Genomic DNA, 20,185 nt, shown 5'->3' on the forward strand with positions numbered 1-20,185 from the left:
TCACATATCCAGAAAAACGGTTTCGCCTTCGCCCTGCAGGCGAATATCGAAGGTGAAGACGGCGATCCCGTCGCGGTCGGAGCGGGCCGCCACCAATGTGGCCCGGCGCGCCGGTTCCGCAATGCGCAAGAGAAGGGGGTCCTGTGCATTGGCCTCCGCCTCGTCGCCGAGATAGGCTCGCGTATGCAGGCCCAGATTGATGCCCCGCGCGACGATCCAGAACGTCACGTGCGGCGCCTGCAGGCGGCCGTCCGGAAAGGGAACGCGCCCGGGGCGCACCGTCTCGAAGCGGAATGCGCCATCGGCCTCCGAAATCGGTTGCCGGCCCCAACCAGAAAAATGCGGGTCCGCCTTGCCGCGCGTCTCGGACGGCGCGTTGTAGAGCCCGGCCGCGTCGGCCTGCCAGATCTCCACCAGCGCATCGCGCACCGGGCTGCCGCCACCGTCGAGAATCCGCCCCTCCAGCACGATCCGCTCGCCCGTCGCCTCGGGTCCGACAAGGACGAGGCCGAGATCCTCCTGCCAGACGCCGGTGATCTCCACCCAGTTCGGGTTGGTGCCGATATGGACATAGGGGCCGGCCGTCTGCGACGGCGACTCCTTCAGATAGCCGAGAGGCTGGGCCATGTCAGTTTCCCTCCGGGCGGTTCTCGAATATCGTGGAACGGCGGCCGCGCAACACGATGTCGAACCTGTAGGCCAGGGCATCCATCGGGATTGTGGCGTTGCGGTCCAGCGCCGCCACAAGCTGGTCGATGGCGGCTTCGTCGGGAATGGTCCGCACGATGGGGCATTGGCGGATCATCGGATCGCCCTCGAAATACATCTGGGTGATCAGGCGCTGCGCGAAGGCATGCCCGAAGATCGAGAAGTGGATATGCGCGGGCCGCCAGTCGTTGGCGCCGTTCGGCCATGGATAGGCGCCCGGCTTGACCGTGCGGAAGGCATAACGCCCGTCCTCGTCGGTGATGCAGCGGCCGCACCCCCCGAAATTGGGGTCCAGCGCAGCCAGGTAGGTTTCCCTGCGGTGCCGATAGCGCCCGCCGGCATTCGCCTGCCAGAATTCCACCAGCGCGCCGCGAACCGGCCGGGCCGCCTCGTCCAGCACGCGGCCCTGGACGATGATGCGCTGGCCGATGGCCTCGCCGCCATCGGTGGAAAAGTTGCGGATCAGGTCGTCGTCGAGCGGACCCAGCCTGTCGTGCCCGAACATCGGGCCAGTCTCCTCCGAAAGCGTCGTCGGCAGCGACAGGAGCGCGTGGCGCGGCGACCGCAACACGGACGTCTTGTAGCCCGGCGTCAGGGCCGGCGGGTGCCAGGCATGATCGCGCTGGAAATACGAACCGGTCATGCGGTCGGCTCCTTCCTCATCTCGCCGATGGTCGCCTTGGCGATCCTGAACGCGCTGTTGGCGGCGGGCACGCCGGCATAGACGGCCACATGCATGAGCGCCTCGGCGATATCGGCCTCGCTGGCGCCGGTGTTGCGGGTGGCGCGCACATGCATGGCCACCTCCTCGCCATGGCCGAGCGCCGCCAGCAGCGCGATGGTGACGAGGGAGCGCTCGCGCCGGGTCAGCTGCGCCCCCGTCCAGACCGTCCCCCAGGCCCCTTCCGTGATGAAGGTCTGGAAGGCGCGGTCGAAGTCGGTGATCGCCGCGCTCGCCCTGTCCACATGCGCGTCGCCCAAGACCTGGCGGCGGGTGGCCATGCCGGCCTCGAACGCGCCCGCTTCGGGCGCGAGCTCCGCCAGGAAGCCCCGCAGGGTATCGGCGTAGGCCTGCGGCCGTTCGACGTTCGGCAGATGGCCGGCATTATCGATCACCGTCGTGCGGGCGCCCGGGATCAGCGATGCCAGCGCATGCACCAGTTGCGGCGGTGTCGATCCGTCGTCGCTGCCGGCGATGCACAGGGCCGGCACCGTGATGGCCGGGGCCCGCTCGGTGAAGTCCGCGGCCGCGATGGCCTCGCAGGTCGCGATGTAACCGGCGGGCGAGCACCGCTCGAACATGGTCCGGCACAGCCGGTACGGCGGGTTGCCGGCCTGCCGGAAACCTGCGGTGAACCACTTTTCCATGACGCCGTCGGCAATGGCTTCCAGCCCCCCGGCACGAACGGCGTCGATCCGCTCGGACCAGCTCTGCGGCGTTCCGATCCTGTGCGCGGTGTTCGACAGGACGAGGGCCGAGACGAGGTCCGGCCGTGCGAGCGCCAGCCCCTGGGCGATCATGCCGCCGACCGAGAGGCCGACGACGACCGCGCCGGTGACCGCGTGATGCTCCATCAGCCCGGCAAGGTCGCGCACATGGGCATCGATGCTTCCGGGCCCGATCCCATCTCCGGTAAGTCCATGGCCGCGCTTGTCGTAGCGCAGCAGCGCCTGCCCGGCGCCCAGCGCGGCCACGACGCCGTCCCATATGCGAAAATCGGTCCCGAGCGAGTTTATGAAGACGAGCGCCGGCCCCGGCCCCGGCCGGAATTCGCAGTGCAGGGTCAGGTCGCCGACTTGCGCGAACTGCATCCGGTTTCTCCTACAGTTTCGGAATGCCCTTGGGTGGCATCAGCCGCTTCTGGGCGGCGATGCGGAATGGCGCGTTCGGCGCGCCGTAGCCCGAATATCCGCCACGCCGCTCCACGATCTCGAAAAAGAACCCGCTGCTTTCGAGGCGAGAGTACATCTGAAAGAATTCCGCCTCGCCGTCGCGGTCATAGAAGATCTGGGCAGCCTTCATCCGCGCCAGGAGCGCCGGCTCGACGTCGAGCCGGGCAGCCAGGTCGTCGTAATAGTTGGACGGGATCGGGAGCGGCCGGAAGCCGTTTGCCGCGAAGGCCGCGGCAGTGGCGAAGATGTCGTCGCAGGCGAAGGCGATATGCTGGATGGCCGCCCCAAGATTGTCCCGCAGGAAATGGCCGGCCATGGTGCGATGCGTTTCGGCGCCGTTCAGCGTCATGCGGAAGCTGCCGTCGGCCGTCGCCAGCGCCTGGCTGCGCACCAGCCCGTCCGGGTCGACGACATCCACCATCGCCGACTTCCCCATGTCAAAGAGCGTCGTATAGAACAGCGACCAGCTCAGCATCTCGTCGTAGCTCATGGTCTGGGCCAGATGATCGACGCGGGTCAGGCCGCAGTCGCGTCGGGGCAGATCCGGCGCCAGCGGCTCGAACTCGACGTCCCAGACGCGCGCCAGGCCCGAGCCATCGTCCAGGAAATGCAGCACGCTGCCGCCAAGCCCCCTGATGGCCGGAATGTCGAGCTCTCCGGGGCTGAGCGGCTGCGAGAACGGCGTTTCGCCCAGATGCCCGGCCCGCTCCAGCGTCGCCGCCGCATCGGCGACCGACAAGCCGACGTCGCAGACAGAGGTCCCGTGGACGAGCCAGGCGCTGTGGGCGTGGCCCTCGCCCTCCTCGTTGAGCACGATACGGATATCGCCCTGCTGGAACAGGGTAAGCTTCTTGCCGATATGGCGCGCGACGGCCGAGAAGCCGAGCGTCCCCAGCGTCCGGCCGAGCGCGTGCGCCTCGCCGCCGGCACTTGCGAATTCCACGAAGGAGACGCCGGATACGATCGACCGGGGCGGCATGGCGGCCGGCTCCAGCGCGGTCGCATCCTCGAGCCTGCGCACGTCGTCGACCAGCGCGACGAGGGAGCGGTATCCGTCGGCCGCGATGGTGCGCGGGCTGGCCGAGCGGAACTGGTCGTTGAAAATCTCCAGCGAGACGGGGCCGCCATATCCGGTCGCGGCCACCGCGGCCATGAAGCGCGTGACATCGAGGTCGCCCTCGCCCGGCATGTTGCGGAAATGGCGGGACCAGTACAGCAGGTCCATGTCGATCTGCGGCGCATCGGCAAGCTGCACGAAGAAGATGCGGTCGCCGGGAATGCGCCTGATCGTGTCCGGATCTATCTTCCGCGCCAGCGTATGGAAGCTGTCGACGATAAGGCCGATGGATGGATGGTCGGCGCGGCGCACGACCTCCCATGCATCGCGGTGATCGTTGACATGGCGCCCCCAGGCCAGCGCCTCGTAGCCGACCCGCAGGCCGCGCCGCGCAGCGCGCTCCCCGAGTTCCGCGAAGTCGGCGGCCATGCGGTCGATGCCGCCGAGCGCGTCGGGATGCACGGAGGAACAGACGAGCATCAGGTCCGTGCCGAGCTCCCCCATCAGGTCGAACTTGCGCTCGGCACGCTCGAAGGCCTTGCGGCGGAGCGGCTCCGGCAATCCTTCGAAATCCCGGAACGGCTGGAACAGGGTGATCTCCAGCCCCATGTCGCGGATCGCGCGTCCGACGTCGCGCGGGGCGGCGTCGTTGGCGATGAAATCCTGCTCGAAGATCTCGATCCCGTCGAATCCGGCCGCCGCTATGGCTTCCAACTTCTCCGGAAGGCTTCCGGAAATCGAGACCGTGGCGATGGACGTCTTCATGGCTGGGCCAGCCAGCCGCGCATGGTCGCGACGGCCGTCGCGTAGCCGGCCGGGCCGAGCCCCGCGATCACGGCCCGCGCCGCGCGGGAGACCAGCGAGGTCTGGTAGATTTCCTCCCGGCGGTGGATGTTGGAGATATGCAGCTCCAGGATCGGCATCCGCGCCATCTTCAGCGCGTCGAGAAGCGGGATCGAGCGGAAGGACAGGCCGGCCGGGTTGATGACGATCCCCGCGTCGGCGTCGATCGCCTCATGCACCCAATCCACCAGCTGATGCTCTGCGTTGGTCTGCCGGAAGACGAGCGGGTGGTCGCCCGCCGCATCCCGGCACAGCGCCTCGACGTCGGCAAGCGTCGCCGTACCGTAGATTTCGGGCTCGCGCTTGCCCAGGCGATTGAGGTTGGGGCCGTTGAGGACGTGGATCGGTGCAGGCATGGCCATAATCCTGAAAGCCTCAGCCCGTGTAGCCGAACATGCGCGGCACGCCGAGGACGAGCGAGGGGAAGAAGGTGATGAGCATGAGGGCGACGATCATCCCGGCAAGGAAGGGCAGCGTGTCCTTTACGATTGCCCGCAAGGGTTCGCCGGATACGCGGGCGACGATGAAGAGCAGCAGGCCATATGGCGGCGTGATGAGCCCCAGCATGACGTTGAAGACGACGACGACGCCGAAATGCACCATGTCGATTCCGAGCGCTTGCGCGGTCGGCACCAGCACTGGTACGACGACGAGGATGATCGTCGTGCCTTCCAGGATGCAGCCGAGCAGCAGGAGGACGACGTTGACGATCAGCAGGAATGTCAGCGGCGTCAGCTCGAAGGACAGGAGGAACGCGCTGATGGATGCGGGGATGTTCTCGACGGTGATGACGTAGTTGAACACCATCGCGCCGGCGATCAGCATGCCCACCGACGTCGTCATGCGACCTGCCGCAAGCAGGGAGCCGTAGAACTGCCGCAGGCCGACGTCGCGGTGGATGACGACGGAGACGAGCAGCGCATAGAGCGCGGCGACGGCAGCGGCTTCCGTCGGCGTCATGACGCCACCGCGCAACCCGACCAACAGCACCACCGGCAGCATCAGAGCCGGCAAAGCGCGGATCGTGATGCCGGGGATTCGGCGAAGCGGTACGGGTTCCTCCGTCGGGAAGTTCTTCCGCCGCGCGGTCCAGGCGACGATCCCCATCTGCGACACGCAGATGAGCAGGCCCGGCAGGATGCCGCCGAGAAAGAGGAAACCGATGGAAGCGTTCGAGACCAGCGAATAGATCACCAGGGGGATCGACGGCGGCAGGATCGGCGCGATGACGGCGGAGACGGCCGTCAGCGAGGCCGCGTAGCTTGGCGTATACTTGCCGTCCTGCGTCATCATCTTCTGCATCATCTTGCCCATGCCGGCGGCATCGGCAATGGCCGATCCCGACATCCCCGCGAAGATGAGGCTCTGCAGCACGTTGACCTGCGCCAGCCCGCCGCGGAACCGGCCGACGATCGCATTGCAGAAGTTGAGCAGCCGTATGGTCATCGAGCCGGAATTCATCAGCTCGGCGGCCAGGATGAACAGCGGCACGGCCAGCATGGTGTAGCTGGTCATCATCGAATTCAACAGCTGCTCCGCAGCGGTGCCCATGTCGAGCCCGGCGGCGAACAGATAGAGGATCGATGCGCAGATCATCGAGTGGCCGATGGGCACGCCCAGAATACTCATCGCGACCAGCGTCACGATGCACAGCGTGAAGGGATCGGAGAAACTCATAGGCCGGAACTCTTGTGCGTGGGGTCGATCTGCTTCGGCGCCCTGCGCATTGCTCTCCAGACCAGCCACGCATATCGGCAGATCACGGCGACCGCGAACACGACGTAGATCGAGAAGAGATAATCGTAGCGGATGTCGAGATAGGCGGTTTCTTGCACCTTCATGAAGGTGACGTAGTCCACCGTGGCCGGCAGCGAGAACGTATAGAGCCCGACGACGGCCAGTCCGCCGACGACCGCCATGAGGCGGCGGAGGGCCGGCCCCACGGAATCGAACAGGAGGTCGAACCGGATCTCCTCGTCCTCGCGGGCAACGAAGGCCGCGCCCCAGAGCACCAGCCACAGCCACATGATGACGGTGAGCTCCGAGGTCCAGCCGATTGGGAAGTTCAGGAAGTACCGAAAGACGATCTGCGCGACGAAGCCGAAAAACATGACGGCCAGCATGAGGGCCAGGATGTTTTCGGCACGCGCATAGAGCCATCGGGCGATGCCGGTCAGTCGCATGGCCATCTCCGCACGGGTTCGGACGGGCGGCGCCGGGCCGCCCGGCTCGGCTTACATCGCGTTGATCGTCTCGAGCATTCCGTCAGGCCAGTCCTGCGACAGGCTGGAATTGCGATACTGCTCCTGCGCATAGGCGCGGAAGGCGTCGATATCGGGCGTATGGATCTTCAATCCACGCTCCTCGAACCCCTTGGCGAGCGCCGCTTCCTGATCGACGTGCTGCTGCGTGCTCCAGCCGACCGCCTCGTCGACGGCAGCCTGGAACGCGGTGCGCTGCTCTTCGCTCATCTCGTTCCACACCTTGCTCGATATGGCGAGCACGTCGAAGCCGACGAGATGCGACGTCATGACGATCTGCGACATCACCTCGTAGAATTTCATGTTCTCGACATTCGGCAGGGGGTTGTCCTGCCCGTCGATCGCGCCGGTCTGGAGGCCGGTATAAACCTCGGCATAGGCCATCGGCGTCGGATTGGCGCCGATGGCCTGGCCGAGGAATTGCCAGGAATCGCCGCCCGGCATGCGCAGCTTGACGCCGGCCATGTCCTGGGGGGTGTTGATCTCCCGGTCCAGCCGCAGACCCACCTGCCGCGCCCCGAAATAGGTGGGCGCCAGGATATGTACGCCGAGCTTGTCCTCCACGAGCTGCTTCATCTCGGCGCCTGCCTCGCTGTCGAAGAAAGCCTGCAGATGATCCGCGTCGCGGAACAGGTATGCCGAGGTCAGGAGAGACCATTCCGGCACCTGGTTGGCGATATCCTGGGGCGCGATATTGCCCATCTCTAGATTGCCGCGCTGAATGGCGACCAGCTCGGTACCCTGCTTGAAGAGGTTGCCGCCATAGTAGGGCTGCAGCGTGAAATCCGGCGCGACGGCCTCGGCCAGCCGTTTCGTCATTTCGGCCCGTATGTCCTGCTCGGAGAACACGGCGGAAAAGCGTAGCGTCGTGCCATCCTGTGCCGACGCGGCTCCGGGAATAAGGACGGCGAATGCAGCCAGCGCTGTTGCGGCCAGGGCCGCACGTCGAGTGATGGTCATGTCGTTCCTCCCATCGACCCGCTCCCACAGGTCGTTGGCCCAACTATCCGATCGGATGTTTCAATAATCAATGGGCGAAATGCATTTTGTAGGAGATTTTTGAAAATATCCTACTTTGACCGTCGGAAGCGTGGTATCGATCCGGGGCAGGAGCAGGGAGTTGGACCGTGACAATCGCCATGACGGCACCGGCCGTCGCTGACAGCCGCTACGATACGATCCGGGGCGACATCGTCTTCGGCGTGCTGGAGCCCGGGCGCCGGCTGAAGCTGGACGAGCTCGTCGCGCTTTACGGCACCAGCGTCTCGACCCTCCGGGAGATCCTGCAACGCCTTGTCTCGGAGGGGTTCATCCGGTCCGAGAGCCAGCGCGGCTTCGAAGTCGCGGCCGTATCGGCCAGGCATCTGGCGGATGTCGCGGCGCTTCGCCTTCTGCTCGAGCGTCATGCACTGGAACGCTCATTCGCAAAAGGCGACCTCGAATGGGAGGGCGAAATCGTATCGGCTCATCATAAGCTTGCCGTGATCGAACGGCGCATGATGGCGGGCGAGGCGGTGGAGCGGACGGTATGGAAGCATTACGACCGCTCTTTCCATTTGGCTCTCATCTCGGCCTGCGGCTCGCAGGAGCTCATCGACTCCTATGCCGGGGTCTACGATCATTACCTGCGCTACCAGATGGTGGCTTTCGTCTTCCGGGGGTCGGTCGCGTCCGGCGAGCACAGGGAGTTGATGGAAGCCGCGTTGGCGCGCGACGCCGGGCGCGGCGTCGCCCTGATCGAACGCCACGTGGATGGTTGCGTCGCCCATACGCTGGGCCTGGGGGTGCTGCGGTGAACATGGCTTCCGGCGGGGTGCCCAAACCCCTTTACGACCGACTGCGCGACGACATCATACGCGGCGTCCTCGCCCCCGGCGAGCGCCTTCGGCTCGATGCGCTGAAGGACAGGTACGGGGTCGGCACCGGCCATCTGCGCGAGGTTCTCGGCCGCCTGGCCTCCCAGCGTTTCGTCGTCGCGGAAGGCCAGCGCGGATTCGAGGTGGCGGCCGTATCCATCGCCAATCTTCACGAGATCGCCGACCTGCGCCTGCTGCTGGAATGCAGCGCCATCGAGCAATCCTTCACCAATGGCGATACCGCCTGGGAAAGCCGCGTCGTGGCCGCCCATCACATGCTTGCCCGCACCGAGGACGCCGTGGCCGACGGACAGGACGACAGTGTCTACCTTTGGAAGCAGCGTGACTGGGAGTTCCATCAGGCGCTGATCTCGGCCTGCGCATCGCGGATCCTGCAGGACACTCATGCCCTCGTTTTCGACAAGTATCTTCGCTACCAGATGATCGCGCTCAGCTTCCGCGGCGATGTCGCCGCCGCCGAGCACCGGGAGATGCTGGACTGCGCGCTCGAGCGCGACTGGCGGCGCGCCTGCGATATCCTGCAGGTCCACGTTCGCGGCGGTGTCGCCCATGCCCTCGGAACCGGGACGATAAGCGCATGAGCGCAACCGAAAGACGCCGGGTCAGGGTCGGACTGATCGGAACCGGCATCGGCGGCTCCCTCTCTCCGGCGATGCACGAAGCCGCAGGCGCCGCCAACGGCCTCGACTACAGCTACGAGCGCTTCGACCTCGCCGGCGCGGCAGACCCGGACGCGGCATTGAAGGCGTCGCTGGATGAAGCGGAGGGGCGCGGCTTCGCGGGCGTCAACGTCACCCACCCGTTCAAGCAGGCGGTGATCGACCATCTCCATGCGTTGTCACCCGAAGCCCAGGCATTGGGCGCGGTCAACACCGTCGTCTTCGGCCATGGCCGGCGCACCGGACACAACACCGACTGCACGGGCTTCGCACGCGGCTTTTCCGGGCAACTGTCGGACGCGGCGCTGCACGAGGTGGTGCAACTGGGCGCAGGCGGCGCAGGCCTGGCCGTCGCGCACGCGTTGCTGACGCTCGGCACCGAACGTCTGACCCTGGTGGACCGTCAGCCGACACGCAGCGCCGCCGCCGGGCGCGCACTTGCAGAACGCTTCGGCAAAAGCCGGATCCAGGTTGCGGACGACCCCGCCGAAGCGCTCGCCACGGCCGACGGCCTGGTCAACGCCACACCCGTGGGCATGGCCGCCTATCCCGGCATTCCGCTTCGACAGGAGCTGCTGAGGCCGAGCCTGTGGGTAGCCGATGTCGTCTATGTTCCGCTCGATACGGAACTGCTCCAGGCCGCCCGCGCCATGGGATGCCGGGTCTGCGACGGAGGCGGAATGGCCGTCTTCCAGGCGGTCGAGGCTTTCGAGCTGTTCACTGCGATCGCTCCCGATAGCCGCCGGATGCAGGCGCATTTTGCCGAGCTGACCGGAAATGTGCCCGCCACTTGAAACCTACTGATGGTAGCTTACTTAAGCTACCAATCGTAGGTTATTTCGGCAGGCAGAGGTTCCATATCATGACGCATTACCCGATTCTTCTCATGGGCGGCTCCGGCGCCATCGGCAGACTGACGGCGCAGGCGCTGCGTGCGTCCCATCCCGAAGCTCCATTGCTGATCGGCGGGCGCGATTCCGGGAAAAGCCAAGCGACGGCGCATGAACTCGGCAATGCGCAGGGCGTGGCGATCGACTCCCGTGCCGAGGATCTCGGCCTCGGCGAACGGAAGATCGGCGCGGTCGCGGTGTTCTATTCGGACGAGCGGCTCGCCGGCTTGTCTTACGCGCATGCGCGCGGCATTCCCCATCTCGGCATCTCGTCCGGCATCTATGAGATCGCGCCCGAGGTCGCGACCTACATGAACGCGCCGCAGGCTGCCGCCATCGTGCTCGGCTACGAATGGCTCGTCGGGGCGACCACCATCGCCACGCTTGCCTGCGCCAGGCGCTTCGCGCGGGTCGACACCATCTCGATCGGCGCCCTCGTCGACGAGGAGGATGGCGGCGGCCCGGCGGTGGCGGAGGATTTCGAGCGTCTCGCCCGTATGATGCCGGCCGCGCTGACGCGGCGGGACGGCGCCTATATCTGGCGCAGCGGCGACGAGGCCCGATCCCGGTTCCATGCGATCGACGGCACGGCCGTCGAAGCGACGGGCTTCTCGTCCATCGACGTCGCCGGCCTTGCGACCGCGACCGGAGCGCGGAACGTCAGCTTCGACCTGGCAAAGGGGGTGAGCTCCTCGCGCCGACGCGGCGATGCCAGATCCACCGAGATCATCATCGAGCTGGAGGGTCGGGACACGCGCGGAAACCCGCTTCGAACCCGACATGGCGTGTTTCATCCGGGGGGCGCCGCGCCGCTGACGGCGCTGGGTACGTCCATGATCCTGGAGCGGCTGGCCGGCCTCGACGGCCAGGCGCCGGCCGCGCCCGGGCTCTATTTCCCGTACCAGTTGCTCGACGAAGACGTCTATCTGAAGCGGCTGAACGACGCCGGCGGCCGGATCGTCGAACTCGAGCCCATCGCATGACGGAGATCGCCATGAAGCGCCTGCCGAAGGAAGCCCGCCGTCGGCAGTTGCTTGAAACCGCGCTCGTCATCGTGCAGACGGAAGGGGCCGACACTTTGACGCTGGGGCATCTGGCGGAACGCTCGGGTGTTTCCAAACCGGTCGTCTACGATCATTTCGGCACGCGTTCGCACCTTCTGATCGCGCTCTATCGCATGATCGATACCGAACGGGTGGCGTCCTTCCAGGCATCGATGTCGGGTGGTACGCGCACGCGGTTGGAAACCGTGCAGGCCTTGGCCAGGGCCTACATACTCTGCGCCGGAAACGTGACCGACGCGTTCCACGCCGTCGGCGCGGCCCTTGCCGGCAGCGACGAGAAGGCGGAGGTTTTCCAGGAACTGCTCGGCAACTGCGTCCGCATGTTCGTCGCTGTGCTGAAACCCCATACGACGCTGGATGCCGAAGAGCTCGAGCGTCGGTGCATAGGCCTCGTCGGCGCCGGGGAGGCCCTGGCTGGAGCGATGGTGCAAGGGCGATGCGACGAGAGCAAGGCCATTTCAGGCTTCGCGGCATTGATCGGCGGAGCCCTGGAATGATCAGCCCGAGCCGGTCAACGGTTCCGGCCGGCCGATGAAATAGCCCTGGGCATAGTCGCAGCCCTCCGCGCGCAGGAAACCCAGCTGCTGCTCGGTTTCCACCCCCTCCGCCAGCACCTTCAGCCCGACGGCCCGCGCCATCGCCAGGATACCCCGGACGAATGCCCCCGCGCGCATGTCGACGCCCAGATCCTGCAGGAGGCTCCTGTCCAGCTTGATCACATCGAGGGGTAGCGCCCGCAGCGCATCGAAGGTGGAGTAGCCGGCGCCGAAATCGTCGAGGGCAAAGCTGACCCCGATGTCCTTCAGCCTGCGACAGTTCTTCGACGCGACGGCGATATCCTGGATCGTCATCGATTCGGTGATCTCGAGCTCGAGCCGGCCGGGCTCGATCCGCTCCCGCTCGATGATGCGCTCGACAAGGTCCGGAAACTGCGGATCCTGTACCTCGCGCGCCGAAAGATTTACGGCGACCCTCGCCATATCCGTGCGGTGCGCATCGCGGCAGGCCTGCCGCAGGACCCAGGCTCCGATCCTGGCGATCTCTCCGTTCTCCTCGGCGATCGGGATGAAGGTCGCCGGCGAGATCATGCCGAATGTCGGGTGGTTCCAGCGCAGCAGCGCCTCGCAGGCCCGATGCCCCCCGCTCTTCAGATCGAGTTGCTTCTGGTAATGCAGGACGAACTGGCCGCGCCCGACCCCCATGCGCAAGTCGAGGCCCAGCGTACGCCGGCGCCGCGCCACCTGGTCCATCTCCGCCTCATAGATCCTGACGCGCGTCTTGGTGGCGCTCTTGGCGCGGTACATCGCAAGATCGGCATTGCTGATCAGGCTTTCCCTGTTGTCGGCATGGGTCGGATACAGCGCGATCCCGAAGCTTGCGGAGGGGTTTATGCGGCCATGAGGCAGGGTGACCGGGCTCGATATGGCGGTCTGTAGCCTGCGCACGAAGTCCTGCGCTTCTTCGCAGGAGCGACAAGGCGTAAAACCGACGAACTCGTCGCCGCCATAACGCGCGACGAGTTCCCCTTCCCGGAGGCATTGGCCGATGCGGAATGCGATCGCACTCAGCAGCATGTCGCCGGCATCATGGCCCTGCAGGTCGTTGATGACCTTGAACCCGTCGAGATCGAAGGTCACGACCGCGACCAGGCCGCCATCGCCCTGCGCCCGGGTCAGCGCATCGTCTAGGCACGCGGCAAGCGCCAGCCGGTTGGGCAGGCCGGTCAGGACGTCGTGTCGCGCAAGATGCGCCAGTTGCTGCATGACGCGGTTGTGCTCCGTCCGGTCCCGCGTGATCTTGGCGAAGCCGACATGCCGGCGTCTGGCGTCGAAGACCGGCGTGATGACGACATCGGCCCAGAACTCGGTGCCGTCCTTGCGCACTCGCCATCCGAAGGCCTCGAACCGGCCATCCACCAAGGCTGCGCGCAGGGCCGTCTCCGGCACGCCTGCCTGGCGGTCCTCGTCGCGATAGAAGATCGAGAAGTGCCGGCCAAGTATCTCGCCCGAACGATAGCCCTTGGCGCGCTCCGCACCTGTGTTCCAGCTGACGATCGTCCCGTCCGGACTGAGCATGTAGATGGCGTAGTCCGTGATGCCCTCGACGAGCAGCCGGAATTGCCTGTCCTGGCGCTCGATCACCGGCATCATTCCGCTCGACGGTTCCATTCATTGCCTACCAGACCGGGATGGCGGCCGGAAAATGGCTGGCAGCCTCCACGCATATCTGTCGTTTTCTGGAAGAGTTCCAATAAGCGCCGAAGCAGTCCGCCACGTTTGCGGCAACGTGTCGCAAAGGACTTCTTTTCATAATCTCGCCACAGGAGTATACGGGCCCGTTCCGGCGTCCGGGCCGCCATAGCAACCGTGCAGAAGGCGCATTCCTCCGAATGAGCGAAGCCACCGTCGCGAAACCGCCGCGCGAGCATCCGCGCGCGCTGCGGAAGAAGAGCCTGATGGCCACGACCCTCGGCAGCATCGGGGTCGTCTACGGCGATATCGGCACGAGCCCCCTCTACGCCATGAAGGAATCTCTCCTGCATGTCGGCCATGCGCCGTCGCAGGCGGAAATCCTGGGTATCGTCTCGCTGCTGGTCTGGTCCCTCATCTTCGTGGTGACGGTGAAATACGTCGTCCTCATCCTGCGTGCCGACAATGAGGGGGAAGGCGGCGCCCTCTCCCTGATGGCTTTGGCGCAAAAGGCGCTGGTCCGTCCGAGCCGCATCGTCATGGCCCTCGGCATGGTCGGCGCGGCGCTGTTTTACGGCGACGCGATCCTGACGCCGGCCGTCTCCGTGCTGTCCGCGGTGGAGGGGCTCAAGGTCACGGTTCCGGCGCTCGATCCCTTCATCGTTCCGATTTCCATCGCCATCATCATCGCGCTCTACTTCGTCCAGAGTTCCGGCACGGGCCGCGTCGCCGTATTCTTCGGACCCATCATGACGCTGTGGTTCGTCACCCTGGCGGCCATTGGGCTGCTGCACATCGGCGACGCGCCGGCCATCCTGCAGGCGTTGAACCCACTGCATGCCCTGTGGTTCATGACGAGCCACGGCATCGTCGGCTTTACCGTTCTCGGCTCGGTCTTCCTGTCGGTCACCGGCGCCGAGGCGCTGTATGCGGATATGGGCCATTTCGGCAAGCGGCCGATCCGGCTGGCCTGGCTGTGGCTGGTCGGCCCTGCGCTGCTCATCAACTATCTCGGCCAGGGCGCCTTCGCCCTCAGCGATCCGACCGCCCTGCCCAACCTGTTCTTCCTGTCGGCGCCCGAATGGGCGCGGCTGCCGCTCGTGCTGCTGGCCACGCTGGCCACGATCATCGCCGGGCAAGCCGTCATCACAGGCGCATTCTCCCTGTCGCAGCAGGCTATTCAGCTTGGGTTGCTGCCGCGACTGCAGATCGAGCACACCTCGGAAACCGAGCATGGTCAGATCTATGTTCCGACCGTCAACTGGCTCATGCTGGCGGGCGTCCTGGCGCTCATCCTCTTCTTCCAGGATTCATCGTCGCTGGCATCTGCCTACGGCATCGCCGTCACCGGCACGATGATCGTCACCAGCCTCCTGGCCATCGTCGTTCTCGCCTATGGCTGGAAATGGGGTCTCGGCCTCGCGGTGGCGACGATGGTTCCGTTCCTCATCATCGATTCCGCCTTCCTTGCCGCCAATCTGCTCAAGCTCGCCGATGGCGGCTACCTGCCGCTGGTCGTCGGGGGGCTGATCGTGCTTCTGATGACCACATGGGTTCGCGGCACCAGCCTTCTGACGGAAAAGGCGCGGCGCGACAGCCTGCCGATGCACAGCTTCATCAAGAGCATGGCCGGCTCGACATCGGTTACGCGGGTGCCCGGCACCGCCATGTACCTGACCGGCACGCCGGAGATCGTGCCCACCGCGCTGCTGCACAATTTGAAGCACAATCGGGTCCTGCACGAGCACAACGTGATCGTGACGGTGAAGACGGCGAACTCGCCCTACGTCGCCGAGGCCGACCGGCTGGTCTATGAATGCCTGTCGCCCTCCTTCGAACGGATCACCCTGCATTACGGGTTCCTGGAAGAGCCGAACCTCGTTCATGCGATGATCCGGCTTCGGACGCTGGGCATGAAGTTCGACGTGATGTCGACGACCTTCTTCGTCGGAAGGCGGTCGATCCGCCTTGCGCAGAAAAGCGAGATGCCCCGGTGGCAGGGCAAGCTCTTCAAGAAGATGTCGCGCTATTCCTACGACGCGATCGACTATTTCCGTATTCCGGTCAACCGCGTAGTAGAGCTGGGCACCTACGTCACCCTGTGACGGCAGTCAGGCGGGCCACCAGCGGTGGAAGTGATGGACCGGCCCGTGCCCCCTGCCGACCCCGAGCCCCTCGGCGGCCGCCAGCGCGGCATGCAGATAGGCTTTCGCCGAGGCCGTCGCCTCGACCAGGCTCTCGCCCCTGGCGCGGCCCGCGGCGATCGCCGCCGACAAGGTGCACCCCGTGCCATGGTCGTTGGTGGTGTGGAGCCTCGGCGTCGTCAGCGCCAGCGGCTCGCTGCCCGGCCGGAACAACATGTCCCGGCACTCGGCGCCCTTGCCGTGGCCGCCCTTGATCAACACCGCCCCGGCGCCCATCGCCAGGATGCCGTCCGCCTGACGCGCCAGTTCCTCGTCGTCCCCTGCCGGCTCGCGGCCCGTCAGGAGTGCCGCCTCCGGAAGATTGGGCGTGACGATCTCGGCCAGCGGCAGCAACATGCGCTTCAGGCTGTCGACAGCGCCCGGCTCCAGCAGGGTGTCGCCCGACGTTGCGACCATCACGGGGTCCAGCACCGCACGCCGCCCATGTGCAGCCAGGCGGTCGGCGATCGCCTCCGCCGTCGCGGCGGAAGAGACCATGCCGATCTTGATCGCGCCGACATCCATGTCGGCCAGGACGGCATCTATCTGGGCCGCCACGATGGCGGGCGACAGCGTCTCGATCGCCATCACACCCTGCGTGTTCTGCGCCGTCACCGCCGTCAGCACGCTCGTGCCGAAGACGCCGAGCGCCGAGAAGGTCTTCAGGTCGGCCTGGATACCGGCGCCGCCGCCGGAATCGGAGCCTGCGATGGTCATGGCGATGATAGTCATTCGGCCTCCCGCGATACTCGAACGCCGTGGATGGCGGGGCCGCCCACGCCTGTCAATCCAGATGCCGCGCCACCGCCTCCAGGAAGTCGTACTCGTCCACCGGCCAGGAGCCTTCGGGCTTGGATTGGGCGCCCCACATGGCGATGACAACCTGCCGGCGCGGATTGATATAGACATACTGCCCGAAGATTCCGATGGCCGCGAAAGCGCCGTCCTGTTCGAACCCGTCATTCTGCGAAACCGGCCACCACATGTAGCCGTAGTCTACCATGCGCCCGCCGATCTCGTGCGGGGCGCCGGCCTGCCGCACCCAGCCTTCCGGCAGGATGCGTTCGCCGCCGATCGTGCCGTCTTCCAGGATGAACTGGCCGAAGCGCGCGTAATCGCGCAGCGTCGCGGACAGGCCACTGCCGCCGACCTCGAGCCCGTCCGGGGCTTCCAGCCACCATGTCGCGTCCTGCTCCATGCCGGCGCGCGACCAGATCTTCTCCGAAAGGTATTCGGCCAGCGGCTTGCCCGTGGCCGCGGCGACCAGCTCCCCCAATATATGCGTCTCGCCCGTCGAGTAGGTCCAGACCGTGCCCGGCTCGCCCAGCCGGTCGAGAGAGCCCATGAATTGCAGGATGGTATGCGGCTTCTGCCCGATCTGCAGGTCCAGCATGCGGCGGCGGTCGGAAGCCGGGTCCGTATAGCGCTCGTTCCATTTGACGCCGGACGACATCAGCAGGATCTGGCGGATCGTCACCCCGTCATAGACGGTTCCCCTGAGCGCCGGCAGGTACGTGTCAACGCGGTCGTCTATCCGCTCGATCTTCCCGTCCCGGATGGCGGCCCCCACGAGGGTCGAGGTGATCGACTTGGCGATCGACATCGACATCCATCGCGTCTGCGCGTCGTTGCCGAGCTCGTAATCCTCGAAGACGGTTTCGCCGTTCTTCAGCACCATCAGTCCGGCAACGCGGTTCATCGACATGTAGTCGTAGAGATCGTAGTTCTTGCCGCCGGACGGTATGACGAGGCCGTCGAGGCTGCGCTGCGACCGCGCGAAGTCGCGCACCGGGCCGCCGGCCGCCACGATGCGGGTCGGAAACAGCCGGTCTATGTTGCGGAAGGTGCGGACCTGTCGGTCCGGCATCAGCCTGCCGTCATAGATTTCCTGCACCGTGCCGATGTCGAGCGCACCCTCGCCCCGCTCCTGTGCGAATGCAGGAGAGACGACGCAGGCGAGGGCCAACAGGCCGGCAAAGGCGATCCGCCGCGACGGCCCCTGATATGTGCATCGATGTCCGGGCATCGGCCTCCCCTCCTGCAGATCAACCATCGGTTGTCCTCTTCCAGACCAAAGCCACAGGCATTGCAAGAGGCGTCGCGTGTGCGATCCATTGTCGCACAGGATAGAATCGGGGTTCCCCTGCCCAGTTCTCGCCGCAAGGGGCCAATAGCGCTTGACGTGGGGACAATTGCTTTCACGGATAAGATGAACATATCGGACGTCGCTGCCAGCAAGGCCGTCAGGGCCCTGTCGATGCTTGCTCTATGCACACTCGCCGCCTGCCAATCCACGGATATGGCTGATCTTGCACCCAAGAAACAAGTCGATCCGAAAGACAAGGAATGCTTGGCACGCGCCATGTATTTCGAGTCCAACCGGTCCAGTGACGAGGGCATGCTGGCAGTCGGAACGGTTGTGATGAACCGGGTCGAATCCGGCAACTATCCGGAATCGGTCTGCGGCGTCGTCGGGCAGAAGAACCAGTTCGCGAGCGGCGTGATGACGCGCCCCATGTCCGCCGGCAAGGAGCGCGCGGAGCGGGTGGCGCAGGCGGTTCTGGAGGGCGAGCGCCATACGCTGGTCGGCAACGCCATGTATTTCCACACCGCGGGTCTCAGCTTCGGGTATCCGAACATGAACTACGTGGCGGTGGCGGGTGGAAACGCCTTTTACCAGCGGCTGTCGCGCCAGTTGCGCGAAGGGCGGCGGATGACCTCGCAGAGCGAGGCGCGCAAGGCGCAGGCGGCGCACATGGCCGCCGGCAACCCCATCGTGACGTCGATTGCGCCCGAACCGGAGCCGGCCAACCGGAATGGCGCCGGCTTCGGCATTCTCCAGGCCCTACAGGCCGCGCAGGTCGACCGGAAGTAGCTCTTCCGGGAAGTCCTGGTAAGAGACCGGGCGCAGGAAGCGGTCGATGGCCATGCCGCCGACCGAGGTGGAGCGCCCGTCCGATGTCGAGGGGAAAGGCCCGCCATGCACCATGGCGGCGGACACCTCGACACCCGTTCCGAAGCCGTTGACAAGAAGCCGGCCGGCCCTGCGCTCGAGCAGCGGCAGCAGCGCCTTGACCCGCTCCCCATCGGACTGCGCGATATGCAGCGCGATGGTCAGCTGGCCCTCGATCGTCTCCAGGATTTCGCGCAGTTCGCCTTCATCCCTGCAGCGAACGACCAGCGATGCGGCGCCGAACACCTCGTCATGCAGCGACGGATCGGCCTTGAAATCCGCACCCGAAACGGCGAACAGCGCGGGCTGCCCCTGGCATCCCTGCCCCGGCTGCCCGCGGCCGAGTTCCGTGACGGCCGCGTTGCCGGCAAGTTTCGAAACGCCCTCCGCGAACGCCTTGTGGATGCCGGGCGTCAGCATCGTCTGCGCCGCGATGCCGGCGAGCGCGGCGGCTGCCGCCGTCTCGAACGCCGTCAGCTCCGCGCCTTCGACGGCCAGGATGAGGCCGGGGTTGGTGCAGAACTGTCCGGAGCCGAGCGTGACCGACTGGGCAAAGGCTGTGGCGATGGCCTCACCCCGTTCCGCCAGCGCGCCCGGCATCAGCAGCACGGGATTGATCGAGCTCATCTCGGCATAGACGGGGATCGGCACCGGCCTTTCCTGCGCGATCTTCATGAAGGCGGTGCCGCCCCCGCGAGACCCGGTGAAGCCGACGGCCTTGATGCGGGCATCGGCCACGAGGCCCTGGCCGATCGTGCGGCCGGTATCGAACAGAAGCGCGAAGGTGCCGGCCGGCATGCCCTTGTCGGCCACGGCCTTCTGCACGGCACGTCCCACCAGTTCAGACGTGCCGAGATGCGCGGAATGGGCCTTGGTCACGACCGGGCAGCCTGCGGCCAGAGCCGAGGCGGTGTCGCCGCCCGCGATCGAGAACGCCAGCGGAAAATTCGAGGCGGAGAAGACGGCCACGGGGCCGAGGCCGATCATATGCGCACGCAGTTCCGGCCGGCGCGCGGGCTTGCGCGTCTCGTCCGCCGCATCCTTGACCTTCCGCAGGAAGTCTCCCTTGCGGACGATGTCTGCGAAGAAGCGTAGCTGGCCGACGGTGCGGCCGCGCTCGCCTTCGATGCGCCCGCGCGCAAGGCCGCTTTCGGCCACGCAGCGCTCGATCAGTTCGTCGCCGAGGGCCATGATGTTGTCGGCGATGGCTTCCAGGAAGGCGGCGCGCTCTTCCAGCGGGCGGCCGCGGTAATCGTCGAAGGCGGCCTCGGCCAGCGCGCAGGCTTGCTCCAGGTCGGCCTGCGTGGCGCCGCCGAAAGCAGGCTCGAGCGTCGTGCCGTTGGTGGGGTCGAAGGCGCGGGCTTCGCCATTGGCGCCGCGCACGGCCTTGCCGCCAATGAGGTTTTCGCCGGTAATCGGCATATGGGCTCTCCCTTGAAATCGATCCTTTTCGCCAGGAAGCGGCGAAACAATGGATTTTGCAGACAATGTGCAAATCCACGGCGCATACCTTTCGCAAGGGAAGGTCGGCGTCAAGGCGCCGGGCGAGTGGGCGGTTCGTGGGCGGTCGGCGAAAGCGGCACGTCCCCCGTACCAAGAATTGTCGGC

The 20,185-nt window shown here is 66.1% G+C and carries 18 protein-coding genes and 1 pseudogene; 7 read left to right on the forward strand and 12 right to left on the reverse strand.

The annotated features are described in order from the left end of the window. From pcaG to dctP, 8 genes are read right to left on the reverse strand one after another with little or no spacing between them, the layout of a single operon-like run. Positions 1-627 carry a protocatechuate 3,4-dioxygenase subunit alpha gene (gene pcaG, locus NDN16_RS17510; protein ID WP_251114751.1) on the reverse strand — a complete coding sequence of 209 codons (627 nt, stop codon included), beginning with the start codon at positions 625-627 and terminating at the stop codon, positions 1-3. A gap of 1 nt (position 628) precedes the next feature. Next, positions 629-1,351 carry a protocatechuate 3,4-dioxygenase subunit beta gene (gene pcaH, locus NDN16_RS17515; protein ID WP_251114752.1) on the reverse strand — a complete coding sequence of 241 codons (723 nt, stop codon included), beginning with the start codon at positions 1,349-1,351 and terminating at the stop codon, positions 629-631. Further along, on the reverse strand, positions 1,348-2,520 hold the full coding sequence (pcaDC, locus tag NDN16_RS17525; RefSeq protein ID WP_353050226.1) for a bifunctional 3-oxoadipate enol-lactonase/4-carboxymuconolactone decarboxylase PcaDC: 1,173 nt from the start codon (positions 2,518-2,520) through the stop codon (positions 1,348-1,350). The genes pcaH and pcaDC overlap by 4 nt, the downstream gene beginning before the upstream one ends. 10 nt (positions 2,521-2,530) lie before the next feature. Next, the gene (locus NDN16_RS17530) at positions 2,531-4,423 is read right to left on the reverse strand and encodes a bifunctional sugar phosphate isomerase/epimerase/4-hydroxyphenylpyruvate dioxygenase family protein (RefSeq protein ID WP_251114753.1); all 1,893 of its coding nucleotides are present in this window, start codon (positions 4,421-4,423) and stop codon (positions 2,531-2,533) included. Next, positions 4,420-4,857, reverse strand: a complete 438-nt coding sequence (locus tag NDN16_RS17535; protein WP_251114754.1) for a type II 3-dehydroquinate dehydratase — start codon at positions 4,855-4,857, stop codon at positions 4,420-4,422. Before NDN16_RS17535 ends, NDN16_RS17530 begins: the two co-directional genes overlap by 4 nt. Positions 4,858-4,876: 19 nt before the next feature. Beyond that, entirely contained in the window at positions 4,877-6,178 is a 1,302-nt protein-coding gene (locus NDN16_RS17540) for a TRAP transporter large permease (RefSeq protein WP_251114755.1), read from the reverse strand. Continuing rightward, positions 6,175-6,684, reverse strand: a complete 510-nt coding sequence (locus NDN16_RS17545; RefSeq protein WP_353050227.1) for a TRAP transporter small permease — start codon at positions 6,682-6,684, stop codon at positions 6,175-6,177. Before NDN16_RS17545 ends, NDN16_RS17540 begins: the two co-directional genes overlap by 4 nt. Positions 6,685-6,735: 51 nt before the next feature. Continuing rightward, positions 6,736-7,722 carry a TRAP transporter substrate-binding protein DctP gene (gene dctP, locus NDN16_RS17550; RefSeq protein ID WP_251114757.1) on the reverse strand — a complete coding sequence of 329 codons (987 nt, stop codon included), beginning with the start codon at positions 7,720-7,722 and terminating at the stop codon, positions 6,736-6,738. A 179-nt stretch (positions 7,723-7,901) separates the two neighbouring features. Here dctP and NDN16_RS17555 point away from each other — a divergent pair, with 179 nt between their 5' ends. From NDN16_RS17555 to NDN16_RS17575, 5 genes are all read left to right on the forward strand, one after another. Beyond that, positions 7,902-8,558: a GntR family transcriptional regulator gene (locus tag NDN16_RS17555; protein ID WP_285292808.1), complete on the forward strand. Its 657-nt coding sequence runs from the start codon at positions 7,902-7,904 to the stop codon at positions 8,556-8,558. Positions 8,559-8,560: 2 nt separating this feature from the next. Further along, complete coding sequence (locus tag NDN16_RS17560) at positions 8,561-9,220, forward strand: GntR family transcriptional regulator (protein ID WP_251114786.1); 660 nt, start codon at positions 8,561-8,563, stop codon at positions 9,218-9,220. Further along, positions 9,217-10,092 carry a shikimate dehydrogenase gene (locus NDN16_RS17565; RefSeq protein ID WP_251114759.1) on the forward strand — a complete coding sequence of 292 codons (876 nt, stop codon included), beginning with the start codon at positions 9,217-9,219 and terminating at the stop codon, positions 10,090-10,092. Before NDN16_RS17560 ends, NDN16_RS17565 begins: the two co-directional genes overlap by 4 nt. A gap of 68 nt (positions 10,093-10,160) precedes the next feature. Then, entirely contained in the window at positions 10,161-11,171 is a 1,011-nt protein-coding gene (locus NDN16_RS17570) for an NAD(P)-dependent oxidoreductase (RefSeq protein ID WP_251114760.1), read from the forward strand. After that, positions 11,168-11,749: a TetR/AcrR family transcriptional regulator gene (locus NDN16_RS17575; protein ID WP_251114761.1), complete on the forward strand. Its 582-nt coding sequence runs from the start codon at positions 11,168-11,170 to the stop codon at positions 11,747-11,749. The genes NDN16_RS17570 and NDN16_RS17575 overlap by 4 nt, the downstream gene beginning before the upstream one ends. On the opposite strand, the gene NDN16_RS17580 is transcribed toward NDN16_RS17575, so the two are convergent. Further along, positions 11,750-13,402 (reverse strand): putative bifunctional diguanylate cyclase/phosphodiesterase, encoded by a 1,653-nt coding sequence (locus NDN16_RS17580; protein WP_285292801.1) that lies wholly within the window; start codon positions 13,400-13,402, stop codon positions 11,750-11,752. A gap of 239 nt (positions 13,403-13,641) precedes the next feature. On the opposite strand from NDN16_RS17580, the gene NDN16_RS17585 reads away from it, so the two are divergent. Next, on the forward strand, positions 13,642-15,546 hold the full coding sequence (locus NDN16_RS17585; protein WP_251114763.1) for a potassium transporter Kup: 1,905 nt from the start codon (positions 13,642-13,644) through the stop codon (positions 15,544-15,546). A gap of 6 nt (positions 15,547-15,552) precedes the next feature. On the opposite strand, the gene thiD is transcribed toward NDN16_RS17585, so the two are convergent. Both thiD and NDN16_RS17595 read right to left on the reverse strand, forming a co-directional pair. Further along, the gene (gene thiD, locus NDN16_RS17590; RefSeq protein ID WP_251114764.1) at positions 15,553-16,356 is read right to left on the reverse strand and encodes a bifunctional hydroxymethylpyrimidine kinase/phosphomethylpyrimidine kinase; all 804 of its coding nucleotides are present in this window, start codon (positions 16,354-16,356) and stop codon (positions 15,553-15,555) included. 52 nt (positions 16,357-16,408) lie between these two features. Beyond that, complete coding sequence (locus tag NDN16_RS17595; RefSeq protein WP_251114765.1) at positions 16,409-17,650, reverse strand: serine hydrolase domain-containing protein; 1,242 nt, start codon at positions 17,648-17,650, stop codon at positions 16,409-16,411. A gap of 273 nt (positions 17,651-17,923) precedes the next feature. Here NDN16_RS17595 and NDN16_RS17600 point away from each other — a divergent pair. Then, a pseudogene (locus NDN16_RS17600) lies at positions 17,924-18,316 on the forward strand (cell wall hydrolase); the annotation flags it as partial. Between the two features lie 153 nt (positions 18,317-18,469). Here the strand turns inward: NDN16_RS17600 and NDN16_RS17605 are convergent. Further along, positions 18,470-19,999, reverse strand: a complete 1,530-nt coding sequence (locus tag NDN16_RS17605; RefSeq protein ID WP_251114766.1) for an aldehyde dehydrogenase (NADP(+)) — start codon at positions 19,997-19,999, stop codon at positions 18,470-18,472. Positions 20,000-20,185 lie beyond the last annotated feature (186 nt).

The sequence above is a fragment of the Aureimonas altamirensis genome (genome assembly GCF_023702225.1).
Lineage (GTDB): Bacteria > Pseudomonadota > Alphaproteobacteria > Rhizobiales > Rhizobiaceae > Aureimonas > Aureimonas altamirensis_B.